This is a genomic window from Leifsonia sp. 2TAF2, assembly GCF_052115085.1.
Taxonomy (GTDB): domain Bacteria; phylum Actinomycetota; class Actinomycetes; order Actinomycetales; family Microbacteriaceae; genus Leifsonia.
This window is the reverse complement of sequence record NZ_JBFRFY010000001.1, coordinates 1,031,879-1,049,164: the sequence shown is the minus strand read 5'-3', so window position 1 is coordinate 1,049,164 and position 17,286 is coordinate 1,031,879. Positions and strand designations below refer to the sequence as shown.

22 protein-coding genes are annotated in these 17,286 nt (G+C 66.9%); 10 read left to right on the top strand and 12 right to left on the bottom strand.

What is annotated here, in order from left to right; translation table 11 throughout:
• Positions 1-27: 27 nt before the first annotated feature.
• A complete protein-coding gene (locus tag AB4Z18_RS05045; protein ID WP_441781598.1) occupies positions 28-648 on the bottom strand; it encodes a J-domain-containing protein in 621 nt (206 codons plus the stop codon).
• 80 nt (positions 649-728) lie between these two features.
• Here AB4Z18_RS05045 and AB4Z18_RS05040 point away from each other — a divergent pair, with 80 nt between their 5' ends.
• The gene (locus tag AB4Z18_RS05040) at positions 729-1,832 is read left to right on the top strand and encodes an epoxide hydrolase family protein (protein WP_441781597.1); all 1,104 of its coding nucleotides are present in this window, start codon (positions 729-731) and stop codon (positions 1,830-1,832) included.
• Between the two features lie 189 nt (positions 1,833-2,021).
• On the top strand, positions 2,022-2,666 hold the full coding sequence (locus tag AB4Z18_RS05035) for a class I SAM-dependent methyltransferase (protein ID WP_441781596.1): 645 nt from the start codon (positions 2,022-2,024) through the stop codon (positions 2,664-2,666).
• Between the two features lie 20 nt (positions 2,667-2,686).
• Here AB4Z18_RS05035 and AB4Z18_RS05030 read toward each other — a convergent pair whose 3' ends face one another.
• From AB4Z18_RS05030 to AB4Z18_RS05020, 3 genes are all read right to left on the bottom strand, one after another.
• A complete protein-coding gene (locus tag AB4Z18_RS05030) occupies positions 2,687-3,292 on the bottom strand; it encodes a hypothetical protein (RefSeq protein WP_441781595.1) in 606 nt (201 codons plus the stop codon).
• A 109-nt stretch (positions 3,293-3,401) separates the two neighbouring features.
• Positions 3,402-4,841, bottom strand: coding sequence for a rifampin monooxygenase (rox, locus tag AB4Z18_RS05025; RefSeq protein ID WP_441781594.1), 1,440 nt, complete (start codon positions 4,839-4,841; stop codon positions 3,402-3,404).
• Positions 4,842-4,959: 118 nt separating this feature from the next.
• Positions 4,960-5,517: a GNAT family N-acetyltransferase gene (locus AB4Z18_RS05020; protein ID WP_441781593.1), complete on the bottom strand. Its 558-nt coding sequence runs from the start codon at positions 5,515-5,517 to the stop codon at positions 4,960-4,962.
• 143 nt (positions 5,518-5,660) lie between these two features.
• On the opposite strand from AB4Z18_RS05020, the gene AB4Z18_RS05015 reads away from it, so the two are divergent.
• The 4 genes from AB4Z18_RS05015 (at position 5,661) to AB4Z18_RS05000 (ending at position 10,125) form a co-directional block, all read left to right on the top strand.
• Positions 5,661-5,981, top strand: a complete 321-nt coding sequence (locus AB4Z18_RS05015; RefSeq protein WP_441781592.1) for a nucleotide pyrophosphohydrolase — start codon at positions 5,661-5,663, stop codon at positions 5,979-5,981.
• Complete coding sequence (locus AB4Z18_RS05010; RefSeq protein WP_441781591.1) at positions 5,968-7,683, top strand: DNA/RNA helicase domain-containing protein; 1,716 nt, start codon at positions 5,968-5,970, stop codon at positions 7,681-7,683. Before AB4Z18_RS05015 ends, AB4Z18_RS05010 begins: the two co-directional genes overlap by 14 nt.
• 168 nt (positions 7,684-7,851) lie before the next feature.
• Positions 7,852-8,082: a hypothetical protein gene (locus tag AB4Z18_RS05005; RefSeq protein WP_441781590.1), complete on the top strand. Its 231-nt coding sequence runs from the start codon at positions 7,852-7,854 to the stop codon at positions 8,080-8,082.
• A 339-nt stretch (positions 8,083-8,421) separates the two neighbouring features.
• Positions 8,422-10,125 (top strand): esterase/lipase family protein, encoded by a 1,704-nt coding sequence (locus AB4Z18_RS05000; RefSeq protein WP_441781589.1) that lies wholly within the window; start codon positions 8,422-8,424, stop codon positions 10,123-10,125.
• Positions 10,126-11,115: 990 nt separating this feature from the next.
• On the opposite strand, the gene AB4Z18_RS04995 is transcribed toward AB4Z18_RS05000, so the two are convergent.
• The 5 genes from AB4Z18_RS04995 to AB4Z18_RS04975 all read right to left on the bottom strand — a co-directional run bounded on the left by AB4Z18_RS04995 (position 11,116) and on the right by AB4Z18_RS04975 (position 13,287).
• A complete protein-coding gene (locus AB4Z18_RS04995; protein ID WP_441781588.1) occupies positions 11,116-11,610 on the bottom strand; it encodes a peptidoglycan-binding domain-containing protein in 495 nt (164 codons plus the stop codon).
• A 96-nt stretch (positions 11,611-11,706) separates the two neighbouring features.
• Entirely contained in the window at positions 11,707-12,054 is a 348-nt protein-coding gene (locus AB4Z18_RS04990) for a LysR family transcriptional regulator (RefSeq protein ID WP_441781587.1), read from the bottom strand.
• A gap of 40 nt (positions 12,055-12,094) precedes the next feature.
• Positions 12,095-12,610, bottom strand: coding sequence for an MOSC domain-containing protein (locus AB4Z18_RS04985; RefSeq protein ID WP_441782973.1), 516 nt, complete (start codon positions 12,608-12,610; stop codon positions 12,095-12,097).
• A gap of 41 nt (positions 12,611-12,651) precedes the next feature.
• A complete protein-coding gene (locus AB4Z18_RS04980) occupies positions 12,652-12,879 on the bottom strand; it encodes an RNA-binding S4 domain-containing protein (RefSeq protein ID WP_441781586.1) in 228 nt (75 codons plus the stop codon).
• A 36-nt stretch (positions 12,880-12,915) separates the two neighbouring features.
• Positions 12,916-13,287: a VOC family protein gene (locus AB4Z18_RS04975; protein ID WP_441781585.1), complete on the bottom strand. Its 372-nt coding sequence runs from the start codon at positions 13,285-13,287 to the stop codon at positions 12,916-12,918.
• Positions 13,288-13,321: 34 nt separating this feature from the next.
• Here AB4Z18_RS04975 and arfB point away from each other — a divergent pair, with 34 nt between their 5' ends.
• Positions 13,322-13,759, top strand: a complete 438-nt coding sequence (arfB, locus tag AB4Z18_RS04970; protein ID WP_441781584.1) for an alternative ribosome rescue aminoacyl-tRNA hydrolase ArfB — start codon at positions 13,322-13,324, stop codon at positions 13,757-13,759.
• 57 nt (positions 13,760-13,816) lie between these two features.
• Positions 13,817-14,014, top strand: coding sequence for a hypothetical protein (locus tag AB4Z18_RS04965; protein WP_441782972.1), 198 nt, complete (start codon positions 13,817-13,819; stop codon positions 14,012-14,014).
• Between the two features lie 43 nt (positions 14,015-14,057).
• Here the strand turns inward: AB4Z18_RS04965 and AB4Z18_RS04960 are convergent, their stop codons facing one another.
• Positions 14,058-14,222: a hypothetical protein gene (locus AB4Z18_RS04960; RefSeq protein ID WP_441781583.1), complete on the bottom strand. Its 165-nt coding sequence runs from the start codon at positions 14,220-14,222 to the stop codon at positions 14,058-14,060.
• A 91-nt stretch (positions 14,223-14,313) separates the two neighbouring features.
• On the opposite strand from AB4Z18_RS04960, the gene AB4Z18_RS04955 reads away from it, so the two are divergent.
• Both AB4Z18_RS04955 and AB4Z18_RS04950 read left to right on the top strand, forming a co-directional pair.
• The gene (locus tag AB4Z18_RS04955; protein WP_441781582.1) at positions 14,314-14,994 is read left to right on the top strand and encodes a response regulator transcription factor; all 681 of its coding nucleotides are present in this window, start codon (positions 14,314-14,316) and stop codon (positions 14,992-14,994) included.
• A 4-nt stretch (positions 14,995-14,998) separates the two neighbouring features.
• Positions 14,999-15,559, top strand: coding sequence for a dihydrofolate reductase family protein (locus AB4Z18_RS04950; RefSeq protein WP_441781581.1), 561 nt, complete (start codon positions 14,999-15,001; stop codon positions 15,557-15,559).
• Positions 15,560-15,572: 13 nt separating this feature from the next.
• Here the strand turns inward: AB4Z18_RS04950 and AB4Z18_RS04945 are convergent, their stop codons facing one another.
• The gene (locus AB4Z18_RS04945) at positions 15,573-16,508 is read right to left on the bottom strand and encodes an ABC transporter substrate-binding protein (protein WP_441781580.1); all 936 of its coding nucleotides are present in this window, start codon (positions 16,506-16,508) and stop codon (positions 15,573-15,575) included.
• The gene (locus AB4Z18_RS04940) at positions 16,508-17,284 is read right to left on the bottom strand and encodes an ABC transporter permease (protein WP_441781579.1); all 777 of its coding nucleotides are present in this window, start codon (positions 17,282-17,284) and stop codon (positions 16,508-16,510) included. Before AB4Z18_RS04940 ends, AB4Z18_RS04945 begins: the two co-directional genes overlap by 1 nt.
• Positions 17,285-17,286: the final 2 nt, after the last annotated feature.

The window sequence follows — 17,286 nt, the reverse complement described above, 5'->3', positions numbered from 1 at the left end:
GGCGTGTTGCGCCCCATGGATGCGTGCTCAGCGTCCCGACTGGCGGCGGAACCGGCGGCGCTCGCGCCACGACATCGCCGCGTACGCCTCCTGCTCGGCGCGGCGGTTCGCCTCGGCGTCGCGGAGGCGCTCCTGCCGACGCTGCCTCCAGCGCTCGAGTTCTGCGTCCACGTCGCGGGTGGGCGTGACGACCGGCGGTCCGCCCTGCAGCTGACGTCGCGCCTCTACGATGCGCCGGTTGAAGGTCTCGAGGTGCTCGCGGACCGCGCTCTCCGAGGCCAGCCGGTCGAGCTTCGCCTCCAGCTCTTTGTCCTCGGTCCGGAGGAGAAGCGCCGGCGGCCCGAGCCCGGTGAGCTGCTCGCGCTCGATCTTGCGGCGGATCCACCAGTCGGGGTCGTGCGTGCCGGTCAGGCCTGGAAGCGGTTTACCGGCCCCGGGGAGGTTGTCGAACTCGCCCCGGCGGATGGCCTGCTGGATGCTGTTCTCGATGATCTGCGCCCGCTGCTCCATGGTGGGCTGGCCGGGATTCGCCTCCTCCACCTGCTCCCCGCGCGCCTCCGCGTCACGCCGCACGCGGTACCGCGCGGCTTCGACGAGCGGGTCGGACTCGCGAGTCGCGCGACGGGTTTCGTCGCGGTTCCGGGCCATGTTTTCACCCTACGCCCGGCCTCCGACACCAGGTCAACCCCGCCTGCCGCACTGTCTGTGGTCACCGCTACGGTCAACAGATGGAGTTCCGTATCGAGGTACCGCAGCCCGTTCTCGACGACCTGCGGAGACGCCTGGACGCCGCCATTCTGCCGGAGCCGACGCCCGGCCCCGACTGGTCCAACGGCATCCCACCGCACATGCTCGCGAGCCTCGTCGACCGCTGGCGCACGGGGTACGACTGGCGCGCGTTCGAGCGCCGACTCGACCAGTACGAGCAGTGGATGGTCGACCTCGACGGCTGCGCTGTCCACGTCGCGCGGGCGCCGGCGCAGAATCCGAGCGGACTGCCGATCGTGCTCACCCACGGCTGGCCCTACTCGTTCGCCTCGATGCTCGACCTCGCCGACCTGCTCCGCGCCGAGCGCGACGTCATCATCCCGTCGCTGCCCGGTTACGGGTACTCCGCCGTCCTGCCCGAGCCGTTCTCCTCTGTGGGCGTCGCCGATCGCTGGAACGCCCTGATGACCCGCGAGCTCGGCTACGACCGCTACCTGACCTACGGGGAGGATGTCGGCGCCGGCGTCAGCGACTGGCTGGCGGGAGCGCATCCCGAATCCGTCGCGGGAATCATCGCGACGCACGCGTCCTTCTCCGGCCGCTCGCGGCCCGGCGTCGAACTGACGGACGAGGAGGCGGAGTTCCTCCGCTCGGTCGCGAACCCTCAGGAGTCGGGCTACGCGCACGAGCAGGGCACGCGACCGGACACCCTCGCCGCCGCCCTGATCGACTCGCCCAGCGGCCTCCTCGCCTGGATCGCCGAGAAGGTGGCCGCCTGGAGCGACGGCGACGGACTCGAACGCTTCGACGTGGATGACGTGCTCACCAACGTCGCGCTCTACTGGGTGACGAGGTCCATCGGCACCAGCTTCCGTCCGTACCGCGAGTCGCCCGACGGGGACGACCTGCACCCGATCGTCACGGTGCCGGCGTCCATCCTGATCCAGCGGCACGAAGCCGCCTACCCGCGGTCGCTCGCCGAGAATAGCTACGCCGACATCCGCGCCTTCGAACGTCTGGAACGGGGCGGGCACTTCACCGCCTGGGAGGCGCCGGCCGCGGTCGCCGCGGCCGTTCATGAACTCGAGGTGAACATACGAACATCCTCGCGCCAGAGCGGTTGACATTCGCGCCAGGCGTTTTATTGTGTGCACTAAGCAACGGATGGCAGGCTGAACCGCAGGGGGCGGGCAGCTGTACTGCGTTCCCGGTGCGCGGCGGTCGACTTTTTCGGGTGAGTCGACCGCCGCTATTTCTTTTCGGGCGTGAATCGGCCGGTTGCGCCGGGCGTTCGCGTCGCTACGCTGGCGTGCGTGACCGATGATGAGCGGGCCAGCCACGAGCAGGCCAGCGCCGAGCACCTGAAGGCCGTGCGCGAGCGGTTCGACGACCGCGCCCCCACCTACGACGACAGCGCGATGCACCGCGGGCTCGCTGCAGCCGTCGCCGCCTTCGCCGACCTGACCGAGGTGGATGCGGTGCTCGACGTCGCGACCGGAACCGGCCTCGTCCTCCGAGCCCTGCGCGACCGCGGCTACGCCCGTTCGATGACCGGCGTCGACCTCTCTCCACGGATGATCGATGAAGCGCGCCGCCACCTGCCCGACGCCGAGCTGCTCGCGGCGGATGCGACCGAACTGCCCTTCGCCGACGACACGTTCGACCTGGTCACGTGCGTCACCGGGCTGCAGCTCTTCCCACATCCACAGGCCGCCATCGCCGAGTGGATGCGCGTGCTCCGCCCCGGCGGCCGGGCGATCACCGCGACGTTTCTCGCCTTCGATCCGAGCCGCCACCGCGGTGCGCCCGCAGCCGCGCACATCGACCACACCCCGTTCGACTCGCTGGAGCGCCTCGGCGAGACGGTCGCGCCCGCAGGCTTCATCGTGAATCGCAGCGACACGTGGACGGACGGTGCCGACGAGGTGCTCATCGCCGAGCTGATCTCGGCGCGCTGAGCAATGCGGCTGCAGCCGGCTTACGCGCGCGACTCCCGCGACAGCCGTCGCATCGTCATGAAGCACCCGAGCACCGCGAACAGCAGCGCGAGCCCGACCTGCGGCAGGTACGCCTGCCACATCTCCCCGTTGCTGAAGACGTTGTCCGCGAACAGCTCCCAGAACTCTGGTCGCGTCAGCGCCTCCGTGAGCGGGATGCCGACCGCGCCCGCGAGGTCGGTGAAGATCCCGGCGAGCAGGCTGAGCACGATGGTCACGATGACGATCGCGACGATGCCCCAGAAGGCGCCGCGCGTGACGCGCGCCTTCGAGCCCACGCGGTACAGCCAGACGGCGCCGAGGGCCACACCCCACGAGACGATGGATGCGATGAAGCCGATGTTCCAGAGGACCGTCCACACGATGATTCCGGCGGGGATGATCAGCAGCGCGAGGGCGATTCCGCGACCGACCCGTTCGTCCTGAGTAAAGGAGGACGGCGACGGCGCCTGCTGGCCGGACGCGTCGGATGTCGTGTCCTCCGGCGTCGTCTCCCCGGTCGCTACCGGCGGCGCGTCGATCCCGTCGATCGCGTCGATCGCGTCGGTCGTTTCGCTCTTGTCGGTCGCATCGGTCGCGTCGGTCACGTGTCTCCCCCACCTGCGTCTCGCGGTGAGGCGCGGTGGACAGCCTGCCACAGCGGCGCCGCCCGCTGGGCCGCGGGCGTTCCCCCATTTCGGGGGAACGCCCGCGCCCTCAGCCTTCCGCCCCGAACCACCGCTGCAGGTGCTGGCCCAGCGCATCCTGCTGGTCGCCGATCCACGCGACGTGCCCGTCCGGACGCAGCAGCACCGCGGGAGCGTCGAGCGCGTCCCCGACGTCGGACACGTAGTCGACCCGGTCCGCCCATCCCCCGACCGCCAGAGCGCCGGTCCTGTCGAGCAGCAGCCCCGTGCCGTCGTGCATCAGCTCGTAGAGTCTCCCGTGGGCCAGCGGGAGGTCGCGCATCCGCCGTCCAAGCAGCTCTGGCCCCTCGCCGACGTCGTAGCGGATGCCGATCCCGGACACCTTTTCGGCGAAGAACCGGCCGACCTCCTCGAAGCCCATCAGCTCGGTCAGCAGCCGCCGGACCGCCTGCGGCCCCGGGTCGGGCGAAATCAGCTCGCTCTGCGCGCGGGTGATGGTCAGCACCTCCTGCGCAGCCGGGTGCCGCTCGGTGAAGTAGGTGTCGAGCAGCCCCTCCGGAGCCCGGCCGCCCACCTCGGCCGCCAGCTTCCAGCCAAGATTGAACGCGTCCTGGATGCCCAGATTCAGCCCCTGCCCGCCGAGCGGTGGATGCACGTGGGCCGCATCCCCGGCGAGCAGCACCCGCCCGACCCGGTACCGGTCGGCGAGCCGCGTCGCGTCCGTGAACCGGGTCAGCGAGCGCGGCGAGTGGACGCCGAAGTCGGTGCCCGCATACGCCCGCAACTGCGCCCGGAAGTCCTCGAGCGTCGGAGCGACCGTGCGATCCTCCGAGACGGACGCCGCCGGCACGACCGCGCGGAACAGTCCGTCGCCGGCCGGCCCGATCCCGAACCCCCGGTGTGTCTTGCGCACCTCCTCCGACACCGCCGCGATCTCGTCCGCCGACGCCGTCACCTGCACCTCGCCGAGCAGCCACTCGGTCGTCGCCATATCGCCCGGGAACCCGACCCCGAGCAGCCGCCGCACCAGGCTCCGCCCGCCGTCGCACCCGACGAGCCAACGCGACCGCAGCCGTTCGCCGTCGGCGAGCTCGACCGTCACGCCGTCCGCATCCTGATCGAACCCGGTGACCTCGCTCCCCCGCCGGATCACCGCCCGCAGCTCGGCCGCACGCTCGGCCAGGATGCCGTCGGTGACTGGCTGCGGAATGCCGAGGATGTAGTCGTGCGCCGTGTCCAGCCGGATGGGATGCGGGCTCACGATGCCGGCGAAGCGGCCGCCCATCCCGGGATACTGCGTTCCGTGGGCGAGGAACCGCTCCAGCAGCCCCCGCTGGTCCATGATCTCGAGGCTGCGCGGGTGCAGCCCGAGCGAACGGACCAGCCGGGTCGGCTCCGCGTCCCTCTCCAGCACCAGCACATCCACACCATGCAGTCGCAGCTCACTGGCGAGCATCATCCCCGTCGGGCCGCCGCCGCTGATGATCACGTCGAACACGTCAGAACCCATCGATTCCCCCTTCGTCGGCCGAACCGTTTCCGGCCGCGACCAGCCATTCTGGTGCACCGTGGGGGCCTTGCCGCAAGACCGGGGTCGTCCGGTATCCTGGAAATGCGGGAGGGGACGGTCAGGTCGTCGCGCGCTGCTGGTCCTCGCGCTGGCGATACTCATCCGCGAGCAGCCCGAGCAGCACCTCGTCCAGGAACTCCCCCATCACCCACGCCGACTTGCGCAGCACCCCCTCGCGGACGAATCCGTTGCGCTCGGCCGCCCGCAGCATCGCGTAGTTGTCGGCCAGCGTGTCCACCTGCAACCGCTGCAGCCCGCGCACGGTGAACCCGTACGCGCACAGCACCGCGACCACATCGCTCCCGTACCCCTTGCCCCGCTCCGCCGGCAGCAGCCCCAGCCCGATGTGCGCGAACCGGTTGTGCGTGTCGATGCCCCACAGGTTGGCGGTGCCGATCAGCCTCCCGCCCTCCAGCTCGATCACCGAGAACGAGACCACGTTCTCCTTGGATGCGTCGGGCTTCAGCCGCGCATCATCCGTCCCCGGCATGACCGGCCGCCACGGCCCGCCCTCGGCCCGCGAGGACCCGGCCACGTCGTCGAGCAGCTCGCTACGGAGAATCGGAATGTCGTCATCGTGGCGGGCGCGCAGCCCGACCGTGGTGCCGGTCAGCATGAGTCCTGTTTACCGGAGAGGGGTGGGGCTTCGCGAGGGGTGAGGGTGCGATGCCTCCGTGCTGCCACCGACGGCCGTCGCAATCAACCAAGTGTCGTCCGTTCCGCGCCCCCATACCGGCTGACGGTTGCTAGCGTGACATCGTGACGAACGAGACAGTGCGCGATGCTCTCCGCGCCTTCGTGGGTGAGCGCGATTGGGCGCAGTTCCACTCGCCGGAGAACCTTGCGAAGAGCGTGTCCATCGAGGCGGCCGAGCTCCTCGAGTGTTTCCAGTGGAGTTCTGACGCCGACCCGGATCGCGTGCGCGACGAGCTCGCCGATGTCCTCACCTACTGCCTCCTCCTCGCGGACAGGCTCGGCGAAGACCCTGACAGCATCGTGCTCGAGAAGTTGGCTCGAACACGCGAGAAGTACCCCGTCGAGAAGGCGCACGGCAGAAGCACGAAGTATGACCAGCTTTGACGTTGTGCCGTTCGACCGCACCGATGCGAGCGGCGCCGTCGCTGTCGATCCGCGACTGAAGAACTGGCCCGTCGTCTACGTCATGGACGGGCAGCGGCAGGTCTATGTCGGCGAGACCCTCAGCCTTATCTCGCGGATCCGCCAGCACGGTGCAGATTCTAAGAAGAACGCGCTCACGTCCGTCCGCGTCATCCTCCACGATGAGTTCAACAAGTCCGCCTGCCTCGATCTCGAGTCGTACCTGATCCGGATGTTCGCCGGCGATGGCAGGTACGAAGTGGTAAATGCCGTGCCCGGAGTTCGGGATGCGGCCTACTTCGATCGCCAGCGCTATCAGGCGTACTTCGATCACATTTTCGAGGAGTTGCGAGAGCGTGGGCTGTTCGAGCGCACCGTCCCCCAGATCATAAACAGCGACCTCTTCAAGTTCTCGCCGTTCAAGGCGTTGTCCGTCGATCAGGCCGTCGCGGTCGAGAACATCCTTGAGGGACTGTTCGAGGACATCCGCGAAGGATCCGCCGACCCGATCGTCATCCAGGGCGATCCCGGCACTGGGAAAACCGTTGTTGCGGTCTACCTGCTCAAACTGCTCAGCGACATTCGCGCCGAGTCATGGCAAGGCGATCCCGACGAGGAGACCGTCTTCGCCGAGTTCTTCGTTCCGGAAAACGCCGCACTTCTAAGCGACTTCTCTGTCGGGCTCGTGGTGCCGCAGCAGTCGCTTCGCGCAACTCTGCAGAGAGTCTTCGCTCTCACCCCCGGGCTCAAGGACGTGCCTGTGATGACGCCTTTTGAGGTCGGCAAGTCGGGCCGTTCCTTCGACCTGCTGATCGTCGATGAAGCTCACCGACTCAACCATCGGGCAAACCAGCCGGCGGGTCCGCTGAATGCTGCCTTCGCGTCCATCAACGAAGCGCTATTCGGCCGCGACGGCGACGAGTTCACCCAGCTGGATTGGGTGCGGGCCAAGAGCACGCATCAGATTCTCCTTGTCGACCCGGAACAGAGCGTTCGACCGGCCGATCTCCCCGCCGAGATCATGGCCGATCTCGTCGAGACAGCGAAAAGCACCCATCGGTACTACCCGCTCCGGTCGCAGCTAAGGGTCCAGGCCGGCGATGACTACACCCCCTATGTCCGACGAATCCTGCGCGGCGATCATGTCGCGCCGCGTAGGTTTCCGGGATACGACCTGCGGTTCTTCGACGACCTCGCGGCGCTGCGCGAACAGATCGAACTTCGCGATGCGGAAACCGGGCTCGCCCGCCTCGTAGCCGGTTACGCCTGGAAATGGCAGAGCAAAAAAGATCCTGAAGCGTATGACATCGAACTCGACGGCGTCAGCCTTCGATGGAACGGGACCCAAAGAGACTGGGTCTCCTCCCCAGGGTCACTTGCCGAGGTCGGATCTATTCACACTATCCAGGGCTACGACCTCAACTACGCCGGCGTCATCATCGGCCCGGATCTCCGTTACGACGTTGTCGAACGGAGGCTCGTCTTCGACCGTGACAACTACTTCGACACGAAGGGTATGGAGAACAACAAGCGACGCGGGATCACGTACACGGACGCCGATATCCTGGAGTACGTCACGAACATCTACGGCGTGCTGCTGACGCGCGGCATACGAGGGACGTACGTTTACGTTTGCGACCCCGCGCTGCGGGAGTTCCTGCGGCCCTATTTTGCCGGTAGCTAACACGTTGCCCTTACGCCCGAGCTCACATCGCTCGCGCCTCAGAGTGGCGATGTCGTTGCCGTTAGCCCCATTCGCTGCACCGGAGATCGCTTTGGTCAGGGCAAACGAAAGTGAATTTTCCTCACTCTCCCATAGCCGGGAGCCGGCGCGCGGGAATAGCGTGCCCCCATGCGCTTCTTCTTCGTTGTGCCGGTCGGGTTGGTGATCGCTGCACTGGTTCTGGCGGCCCAAGGCGCCTTCTGGATCGCAGTCACGGTGCTGCTCGTGGCCGCACCGTGTGTCGCTATCGCAAGCCTTCAAGGGGTAATCACCCGCTGGTGGGAACGGCGTTCGTTCGCCAAGACTCTCAGGCAACAACAGGCTGGCACTTACGTGGAGGAATGGCGGCGTCACGTATAAGCCGACCGCGCGGACACAATCCGCGCTTGGCTAGTGCACTGTCGCTACTTCATCGAAAGTCAACCCAAACTCAACGCATATCGTCTCGCGTTGGTCGACTCTGGAAAGGGCCGGCTGACGAGAGGCGGACGACCACGCAACAATGTAGTGACGAATTCACATCACTCTGTCATCCTGGTCGCGTCGGACCGACGGGACCCCCTGAACCACGGCTGGTCGCGTATCCATCCTCTCGATCGCCAGACGGCCCGCGTGATTACCGCCGCCGCCCCACCCGGGCACCGATGGCCCAGCCATCCCCGCACCTCCACACCACCCCACACCCGAGGGGATCCCGTCATGGACGCACTCCCGATTGTCTACTGCCGCGGCTACGCCGGCGCGACCAGCAACATCGACACCACCGTCGACGACCCCTTCTACGGGTTCAACGAAGGCGCCACCCACACCCGCGTCGACGGTGACGGCGATCCCCGCTTCTACCAGTTCGAGGGTCCGCTGCTGCGGCTGATGGGCGAGCACGACTACAAGCTGCTGGTCCGGGGAAGCCAGGCCGAGCTGCTCGCCGACGCCGTCGACGCCACCCTCGATCCGAAGACGATTTGGGTGAGCCGCTTCTACGATGTGGCCGCGACCACCTGGGCCGCCGACCCTGCCGACGAGCACGAGAACGCGGTCGAGAAGTTCTTCGACCGAGTGAAGCACGGCATCCATGACCACCTGACGGCCGACGGATTCGATATCGAGCGGGCCGCCACTGAGCTTTACACACTCATCACCACGGTGATCGACAAGACGGAGGGGCACCCGAAGGTCAACCTGGTCGCCCACTCCATGGGCGGACTCGTCGCACGCTGCATGATGCAGAAGATCTGCGAGACACCCGATCAGCACGGCAACCCTCGCCGCCCCGCGAAGGACATCGTCGCGCGGCTGTTCACCTACGCGACCCCGCATGGCGGCATCAACTTCACCGCGGGCCTGCTGAACTGGGCGATGGAGACGTTCGGCCCCGACGGATCGGAGGTCTTCTCGCCGCCCAAGATGTACGGGTACCTCACGAAGGGTGCAAAGTTCGGGGACACACCGCCCGCAGGCCTCAAGCCTCCGTGGGACCCCCGCGTCATCCCGACGGATATCTTCGACACCGACAACGTCTTCTGCCTGATCGGCACCGACCAGCAGGATTACGGCGTCTCGAAAGAACTCGTCGGTCCGCAGAGCGACGGACTCGTGCAGATCCAGAACGCCTACGTGAAAAACGCGCACCGGGCCTTCGTCTACAAGTCGCATTCCGGGCGCTACGGCGAGGTCAACTCCGAGGAGGGATACCAAAACCTCGCGCGGTTCCTCTTCGGCAGCTGGGCGGTGAAGGTGGAGTTGTCGGGGATGCCGCAGACGAACGACCTAGAGAACGGTGTTGCCTGGCAGGCGGACATGCGGCTGGCGATCCGCGGACTGTCGGTGCTGATGACCGAGCAGACGGCCGCGCACTACTGTCCCATCCAGTTGAACGAGGCACGGGATCCGGACGCGACCGACAGCATCGATACGCCCGTTCCGCTGGTCGGCACGTTCCTGCTGCAGAAGGAACCACCCGAAGACCTCGCCCCGACGCTTGTGGCCGCGGACGGTGACGCCACTACACCCGCCGACGCCCTCGCGCCGGCCCTCTCGTCGACCGCCGACCAGCTGTCGCGCTACGCGCTGAGCATGAAGGTCTACCAGGTCGAGACGAGCCGCCGGACCGGCGCGTTCGACTTCAGCGATCACCTTGAGCAAGTGGGCGACTGGAACGACGTACTCATCGTGGATGTCGGACGCCCGAACCCCGCTGCGCCCTTCGGAGTCTGGACCGGCTGGAACACAGAAGTCCAAGGCCCGATCGCCGAACGAGCTCAGATGCCGAATCCACTCGAGTTGTCGAAGCAGGAGAACACCGCGGTGCGCGTCGGTCGCGTCCCGCTGCCGGCGCGAGCGCTCACGCTCCCGATCTTCGACGAGAACACGACCCTCCTTATCACCATCACCGAGCGCCCCTGACTTCATTTGCCCACTTCGTGCTGCGCCTCCAACGGGGGACGGCGAAGACCCCTCGCGGCTCGCTAACGTCGAGAACGCTAGGCCGATACCAGTTCGGTCACCAATGCGGGAGTCGGGCGGGCATGCAGCAGGGACCTAGGGACTGGCTGTCCGGCGGGCGACACTGGGACGAGACCCCGACGGCGGGCCGATCCACCCCCCGGCCTCCGGCGGCTGGCCCGCGGCTCGCCTACCGTCCCGCATCCCGCCGAGGCTCGTGGTTTTGGACGGTGCTCGCCGTGATCATCGGAGCTGGGGCCGCCGCCGCCTTGTACGCGTCGTCGCAGCTCCCGGGTCGCGTGTCGCCCATCTTCGGGCTGGTCGGAGGCGTAGGCGCCGTGATATTCGGCATCGCGGCGTGGAGGACCCGCCCGTATCGGGGAGCCGGCTGGTCGGTCCTCCTTCCTGCTGCGGCGATAGCGGCCGGAATCCTGAGCACGGGGGTCACGGCTGCGACGTTCCACTCGCTGACCATGGCGCCTTCCGCGTCAGCGTCTACGGCCGGTCAGCGTGAGGTGGCTCCAATCGCGGCCCGCGCGGAGACTCCTGCTCCCCCGCCTGCCGCGGTTGCTACCCCGGTGCCGGCGGATGCTCCTGCAAGGCCAGCCGCAACTCGGCTTTCGCTGGCTCAGACCCTCGGAACTCTTCAATTCGCGTTGAAACTTAACCGCAGTGCGGACGGATTGGAGTCGCCCACCCTCGCGGTGACGAGCGACGGGCGCGTCCTCGACCCCTTCTCAGCATCGCCCGACTATGTCCTCGCGGTCCTGCCGCAGGATACGACCCTCACCTACGTTGCGTCGGTCGACCGGCGGAACTACGCACTTGTCCTCGTTTCCAACGCCGACCCAAGTCTCGTAGCTCGATTCGACACGGTGAACGGGACGGTCCAGTTCGGATGATCACCGGTCCTGGACGGATTCAGCGGCTCAGCGCCTGAGCGGGGATGATTCATCCCACCACGTACTGCAGCCCCACCGCCGACTCGAGAGTCGCACCCGCAGCACGAAGCGAAACGCCCCACGTCTGATCCCCCACGATGCCATCCGCCGTGACGCCACCCCACCGCTGAAACGCCTCAACCGCGGCCTTCGTGTGCGGGCCGAAGATCCCGTCGATCCCTTGCGGAGTGACTCCTCCCCACTGATCGGCGCCGTTCGTCAGCACAGTCTGCAGACTCGACACGACAGGCCCTCTCGAACCTTCCTGCAGCACCGGCATGGGGCCGCCATCCGGCAGCGCCGCCCACGTGAGCGGACCGACGATCCCGTCGGCCGCCAGGCCGGCCCCCTGCTGGAAGTCGACGACCGCAGCATGCGTCGCCGGGCCGAAGATGCCATCCACGACGATGCTCAGATTCGGTGTCCGCCTCAGCGCGCGCTGCAAACGCCTGACGGCGGTTCCGGTGTCGCCCTGATGCACCGTCGGCTGCCCTGGATTCGACATGATCGCGTTCCTCCCCCGAGCGCTGTCCCCAAGCCCGGCGGGTGTCGGTGCTCCGCGGCGTTCTGCGTGAAGTGTCCCAGACGGTGCTGTCTACGGCTAGCGTCCTTGCCGCTTCTTGTACGGCTTCGGCTGCCCCTTCACGGCCGGAGCGCGACCCTTGCCCTTCGAGGCTTTGGCTTTTCCGCCCGCCGGAACGACCGGCTTCTCGGCCGGCGCAGGGGCCGCAGCGATCTCCTCCCGCGCCGTCACAAGAAAGAGGGTTCCGGCTTTCGTCAGCCGGGTTCCGTTGGAGTCACGGGTGAAGAGCGGGGCTCCCACTTCGTCTTCGAGCTTCGAAATCGACGAGTAGAGCGAAGTGAGAGGGATGTTGAGGGCCTTGGCCGCCCGCGGAAAATGCAGCTCCTCCGCCACGGCGACGAACCGGACGAGCAGGGTGATGTTCACAGGAGGCCCTTCATGGTGGTGGATGCGCGCGGCTACGCGGTCAAACCGGACTGAGCGGGACGCGCTCCCCCGACGGGACCTCGACGCGGATTCGGTCGCCTCGCCGCACGATCCCTCCGGTGACGACGACGGCCATGACGCCGCCTTTTCGTTCCACCGAACCGTCCTCATCCCGGCCGAGCACCTCGCGCAGCAGTCCGGGCTCGAAGCCGTTGATCTGCTGGCACGGGTTCCGCAATCCCGTGACACGTACGCACGCGTCAGCGCCGAGGTACAACAGCGTGTCCGTCGGCAGGCCGAGGAGGTCGATTCCGCGAGTCGTGACGTTCTCGCCCAGCTCTCCCGGGGCGACCTCAAACCCCGCCTCGGCGACTTCGTCGAAGAGTTCGGCGTGCATCAGGTGCACCTGCCGCAGATTCGGCTGCGACGGGTCGCGGGCGACGCGGGATCGGTGCTGCACGGTCGTCCCCGCGTGCGCATCGCCCTCCACGCCCCATCCCTCGATGAGGACGACGTGGTCGACCACGGGCTTGCTGAAGCGATGGGCGGCATCCATGCTCACCTCGGCGACGTGGGGCTGGTCTCCCTGATTCGCGCTCACGGACAGACCCGGACCCTGCGTCCCTCGAAGGTGACGATGTCGCCGAGCTGCAGCTGCCGTCCGCGTCGGCGATCGACCTCACCGTTCACGCTCACGTAGCCGTCGATGATGGCCTCTTTCACGTTCCCGCCGGAGTCGAGGAGCCCAGCGAACTTCAGGAACTGCCCGAGGCGGATGCCGTCGCCGCCGATCGAAATGTCGTCGATCGGTGCCTGCTTGGTCATTCCCAAATGCTAGCCCAGCAGGTGGAGCGGCCGCGTTCAGCCTGCGATGGGCGTCAAACAGAAGGGATGGCCGGCCGGGTCCAGCATGACGACCCATCGTTCGTCGGGTTGGAAGGATGCCACCTCCGCCCCGCACTGCTCGGCCCGCGCCCGGAAGTCCGGTAAGTCATCCGGCTCGCAGGTCAGGTCGAGGTGGACGATCGACGCTCCCGGCCAGGTCGGCCGGGTATACGGCGACACCCGCTGCGCGATCAGCTTGTAGCTTCCGGCCGAGACCCCGGCCGCCCTATCGGTGAGCCAGTCCACCTCGCCGTCGAGAAGCCGCGCGTAGAAGTCAGCGAGCTCGCGATGATCCGCGCAGTCGAGCGAGACGCCGGCCACACGAGCATTCCGCACCACGTCATCCATGGATCGGATCGTAGACCTCGACCATGATGGACCCATGCCCGCTGCTCACCGTCCCGGCCTCCGGGTTGACGCCGGACTCACGATCCCCGAGTCCGAGCTGTCGTGGCGGTTCTCGCGGTCATCCGGTCCCGGCGGGCAGGGCGTGAACACCGCCGACTCGCGGGCGGAACTCGTGTGGGATGTGGCCGCATCGGCCGTTCTCTCGCCGTCGCAGCGCGAGCGGCTGCTCGAGCGCCTGGGCGGGCGCATCGTCGACGGAACGCTGACCATCGCCGCATCCGAGCACCGCGCGCAATTGCGCAACAGGGAGGCCGCGCGAGCTCGGCTGGCCGAACTCGTGCACGACGCCCTCCTGCCGCCGGCACCGCCACGACGACCGACGAGGCCGAGTCTCGGCGCCAAGAAACGGCGATTGGATGCGAAGAAGCGGCGCACCGACATCAAGCGGCTGCGCCGACCTCCGCACGACTGATCCCGGCCGAGCACACACGGACCGCGACAGAAGAAGTAGCCTCACACCGTGAAATCGATGTGGCTGTTCCTCGTACTCGGCGTCGTGCTCGTCCTCATCGGACTGCTGTGGACGCTCCAGGGCCTCAACGTGCTCGGCGGGTCCGTCATGAGCGGATCCCCGGTCTGGGGCACCATCGGGCCCATCGTGCTCATCGTCGGAGTCGTGCTGATCGTCGTCGGAGTGGTGCGCCGGCGCCGGCGCTCAGGCGCCTGACGCCGGACGACCGCTCCGTCTCCGCTCCGCGTCGAAGGCTGTCTCAGACGCGTCGACTTCCCGTGAGCATCCGGACGAGCCACACGATCACAGCGAGAACGAGCAGGACGATCCCGACCCAGAGCAGGAAGTTCAGCGACGAGACGAACCCTCCTGTGAGCAGGAGGATGATGGCGATCACAGCAATGACGATCAGAAGAATGTTCATCAGAGGACCCTTTCTGGTTGGTGGGCTGATGGTTCCAAACAACCACCGGCGAGGGTCGGTCGCCTCACCCCTAGGGGTGTAATCTCGCGCCATGTCGGCAGCCCCCGCAACAACGACGAAGCCGTTCACGATCGCACTCGTGGACGACTACGACGTCGTACTGCTGGGCCTCGCGCGCATGTTCGACGACTACCGCGACACACTCGTCGTCGCCGAAATCGACGCCAACGAGCCACTCAGCGAGCCGATCGACGTCGTCCTGTACGACGCCTTCGCTCAACCGGAGTCCAGTCACTCGCAGATCGGCGAACTCGTAAAGAACCCGCGCGCACGCCATGTCGTCGTCTACACGTGGAACTTCCATCCCGAACTCATCGAGAGCGCAAGCGCTCAGGGCGTTCACGGCTACCTCTCGAAGACCCTCCCGGCGCCAGAGTTGGTCGCAGCTCTCGAAGCGGTGCATTCGGGGAAGATCGTGGTGAGCGACTCCCCCGCACGCGCTCGCAGCGCTGAGGGACTGGATTGGCCCGGTCGGCAGGAAGGGATCACCGACCGCGAGTCAGAGATCCTGGCCCTGATCACGCAGGGCAAGAGCAACGCGGACGTCGCCGAGCTCACCTATCTCAGTCCCAACACGGTCAAATCGCACATCCGCAGCGTCTATCGCAAGATCGGGGCCGACAGCCGCAGCCAGGCCGTCCTCTGGGGAGTGGAGCACGGCTTCACCCCGGACCATCGGCGGATTGAGCGTTGGCTGGGCCCCGGGGAGTGAGCGGATGAGACCACTTCGCTACTCCATCAACGTCACGCTCGACGGCTGCGTCCATCACGAGGCAGGACTCCCGCCCGACGAGGAGTCGATGCGCTACTGGACCGCGGAAATGCAGCGAGCCGATGCCCTGCTCTTCGGCCGGGTCACCTACGGGATGATGGAGTCGGCGTGGCGGAGGCCGGTCTCGGGCGCATGGCCCGAGTGGATGGACGACTGGCAGCTCCCCTTCGCCGAGGCCATCGATGGGGCGAAGAAGTACGTCGTGTCGAGCACGCTTAGCAAGGTCGACTGGAACGCTGAGCTGCTGCAAGGCGACCTGCGGCAGGCGGTCGAGCGGCTGAAGCAGGAGCCCGGCGAGGGCCTGTTCGTTGGCGGGGTGACCCTCCCCTTGGCGTTGGCGAATCTCGGAGTGATCGACGAATACGTGTTCGTGGTACAGCCTGTCCTCGCCGGCCACGGCCCCACGCTGCTCGCGGGCCTGCGCGAGCGCATCCAGCTCGACCTCGTGGATCGCCAGGACTTCCGGTCGGGAGTGACCGCGCTGCGCTACCGGCCCGGCGAGTAGCGGCGACCTGCACCTACTTAAGCAGACCTTCTTTCGTCAGCCACTGCTGCGCTGCTGTCGACGCCTGGGTCTTTGTCGTGCCCTCGACCTGGTCGCGCAGGGCGATCAGCTCGCCGGTCGTGAGCTTTGCGGAGATCGAGTCGAGTACTGACGCGAGCTTGGCGCTGTAGATGCTCTTGTTCAGGAACGGTACGACGTTCTGCGCGGCGATCAGATGCTTCGGGTCGTCGAGGACCTTGAGCTTCTTCGACACCAGGTCGGGCGAGGTGGTGTAGATGTCTGCGACCTGCACCGCGTTGTCCACGAGGGCTTTGACGGTCGCTGGTCCGCCGTAATCTTCGATCGACGTGAAGGTGACCTTGGTGACGCCGTAGGTCTGCTTGAGTCCCGGGATGCCGTACGGGAGTTCCCCGAACTGCGGGTTGGCCCCGAGAGCGAACGGCTCGATCTTGGACAGGTCACTTATCGAGCTGAGCCCGTCCTTGGCAGCGGCGGCCTGCGTGACCACGTACGCGTCCTTATCTTCGGCCGGTGAAGGCGTGAGGATCTGGAAATCGCTCGGCACTGCGGTCTTGAGGGCGCTGTCCACCTCCGCCGTGGTTCGCGCTGTGGCTTTCGTGTCGTAGAAGAACAACAGGTTGCCGTTGTATTCGGGCATCAGGTTGATCGAACCGTCTTTGAGAGCGGGGATGGTGGTCTGGCGCGGTCCGAGATTGAACTTAGTAGAGACGTCGAAGCCTGCGTTCTTGAGCGCGAGAGCGTACATGTTGCCCAGGATCTCGCTCTCGGGGAAGTTGAAGGATCCGACCACGATCTTCGCCCCGTCGGCGCCGCCCGTGGCAGGCGCGGCCTTCGTCGGATCCGAGGTGGCGCAGCCCGAGAGCACGAGGAGCGCGCTGATCCCGAGGATGCCCGCGAGAACGCGGGTCTTCTTTGTGGGCATGAACATCAGGTGTTCCTTTCTTCAGCGGACGGGCCGCTGCTGCGGGCCGCAGAGGACAAAACGAGGGGCTCGGGTTCAGCGCGTGCCGGCCGACGACGCCCGTCGCGACGCGTGAGTCGCTGGACGAGGGCGAAGAGACCGTCGACCGAGAGGGCGAGCGCCGTGACCAGGAGAGCGCCCCCGAGGATCCGGTTGTTGTCGTTGAGGCTGATCCCTGACGCGATGATGGCGCCGAGTCCGCCCAGCGAGATGTAGGACGCGATCACTGCCGTTGCGATCACTTGCAGCACTGCAGCCCGGATCCCTCCGATGATCAAGGGCAGCGAAAGCGGGATCTCGACCTTAAACAGCAGCTGAAGCTCGCTCATCCCCACCGACCGCGCAGCATCCACGACTTCTTGGTCGACGGACTCCACGCCGGCGTACGCCCCGGCGAGGATCGAGGGGATGGCGAGAACGATGAATGCGATCATGGAGGCGATGAACGCGGTCGCGGTGAAGGGCACCGTCAGTCCGATGACGACGAACAGCGCGCCGAGGAGTCCCAGGGTGGGCAGAGCGCGCATCGCACCACTGAACCCGATGACGAACTGGCGGCCGCGACCGGTGTGACCGATGTAGAAGCCCAACGGCAGGGCGATCACCGCGGCAATGGCGACCGCGATGACGGTGTACAGCAGGTGTTCGAGGATCCTGTCTTGAATGGGCAGCGGACTTTGGGACCCGGGCACCCAGTTGGCGGGATCGACGAGCCACGCGAGAGCGTTGAGGAAGAACTGCATGG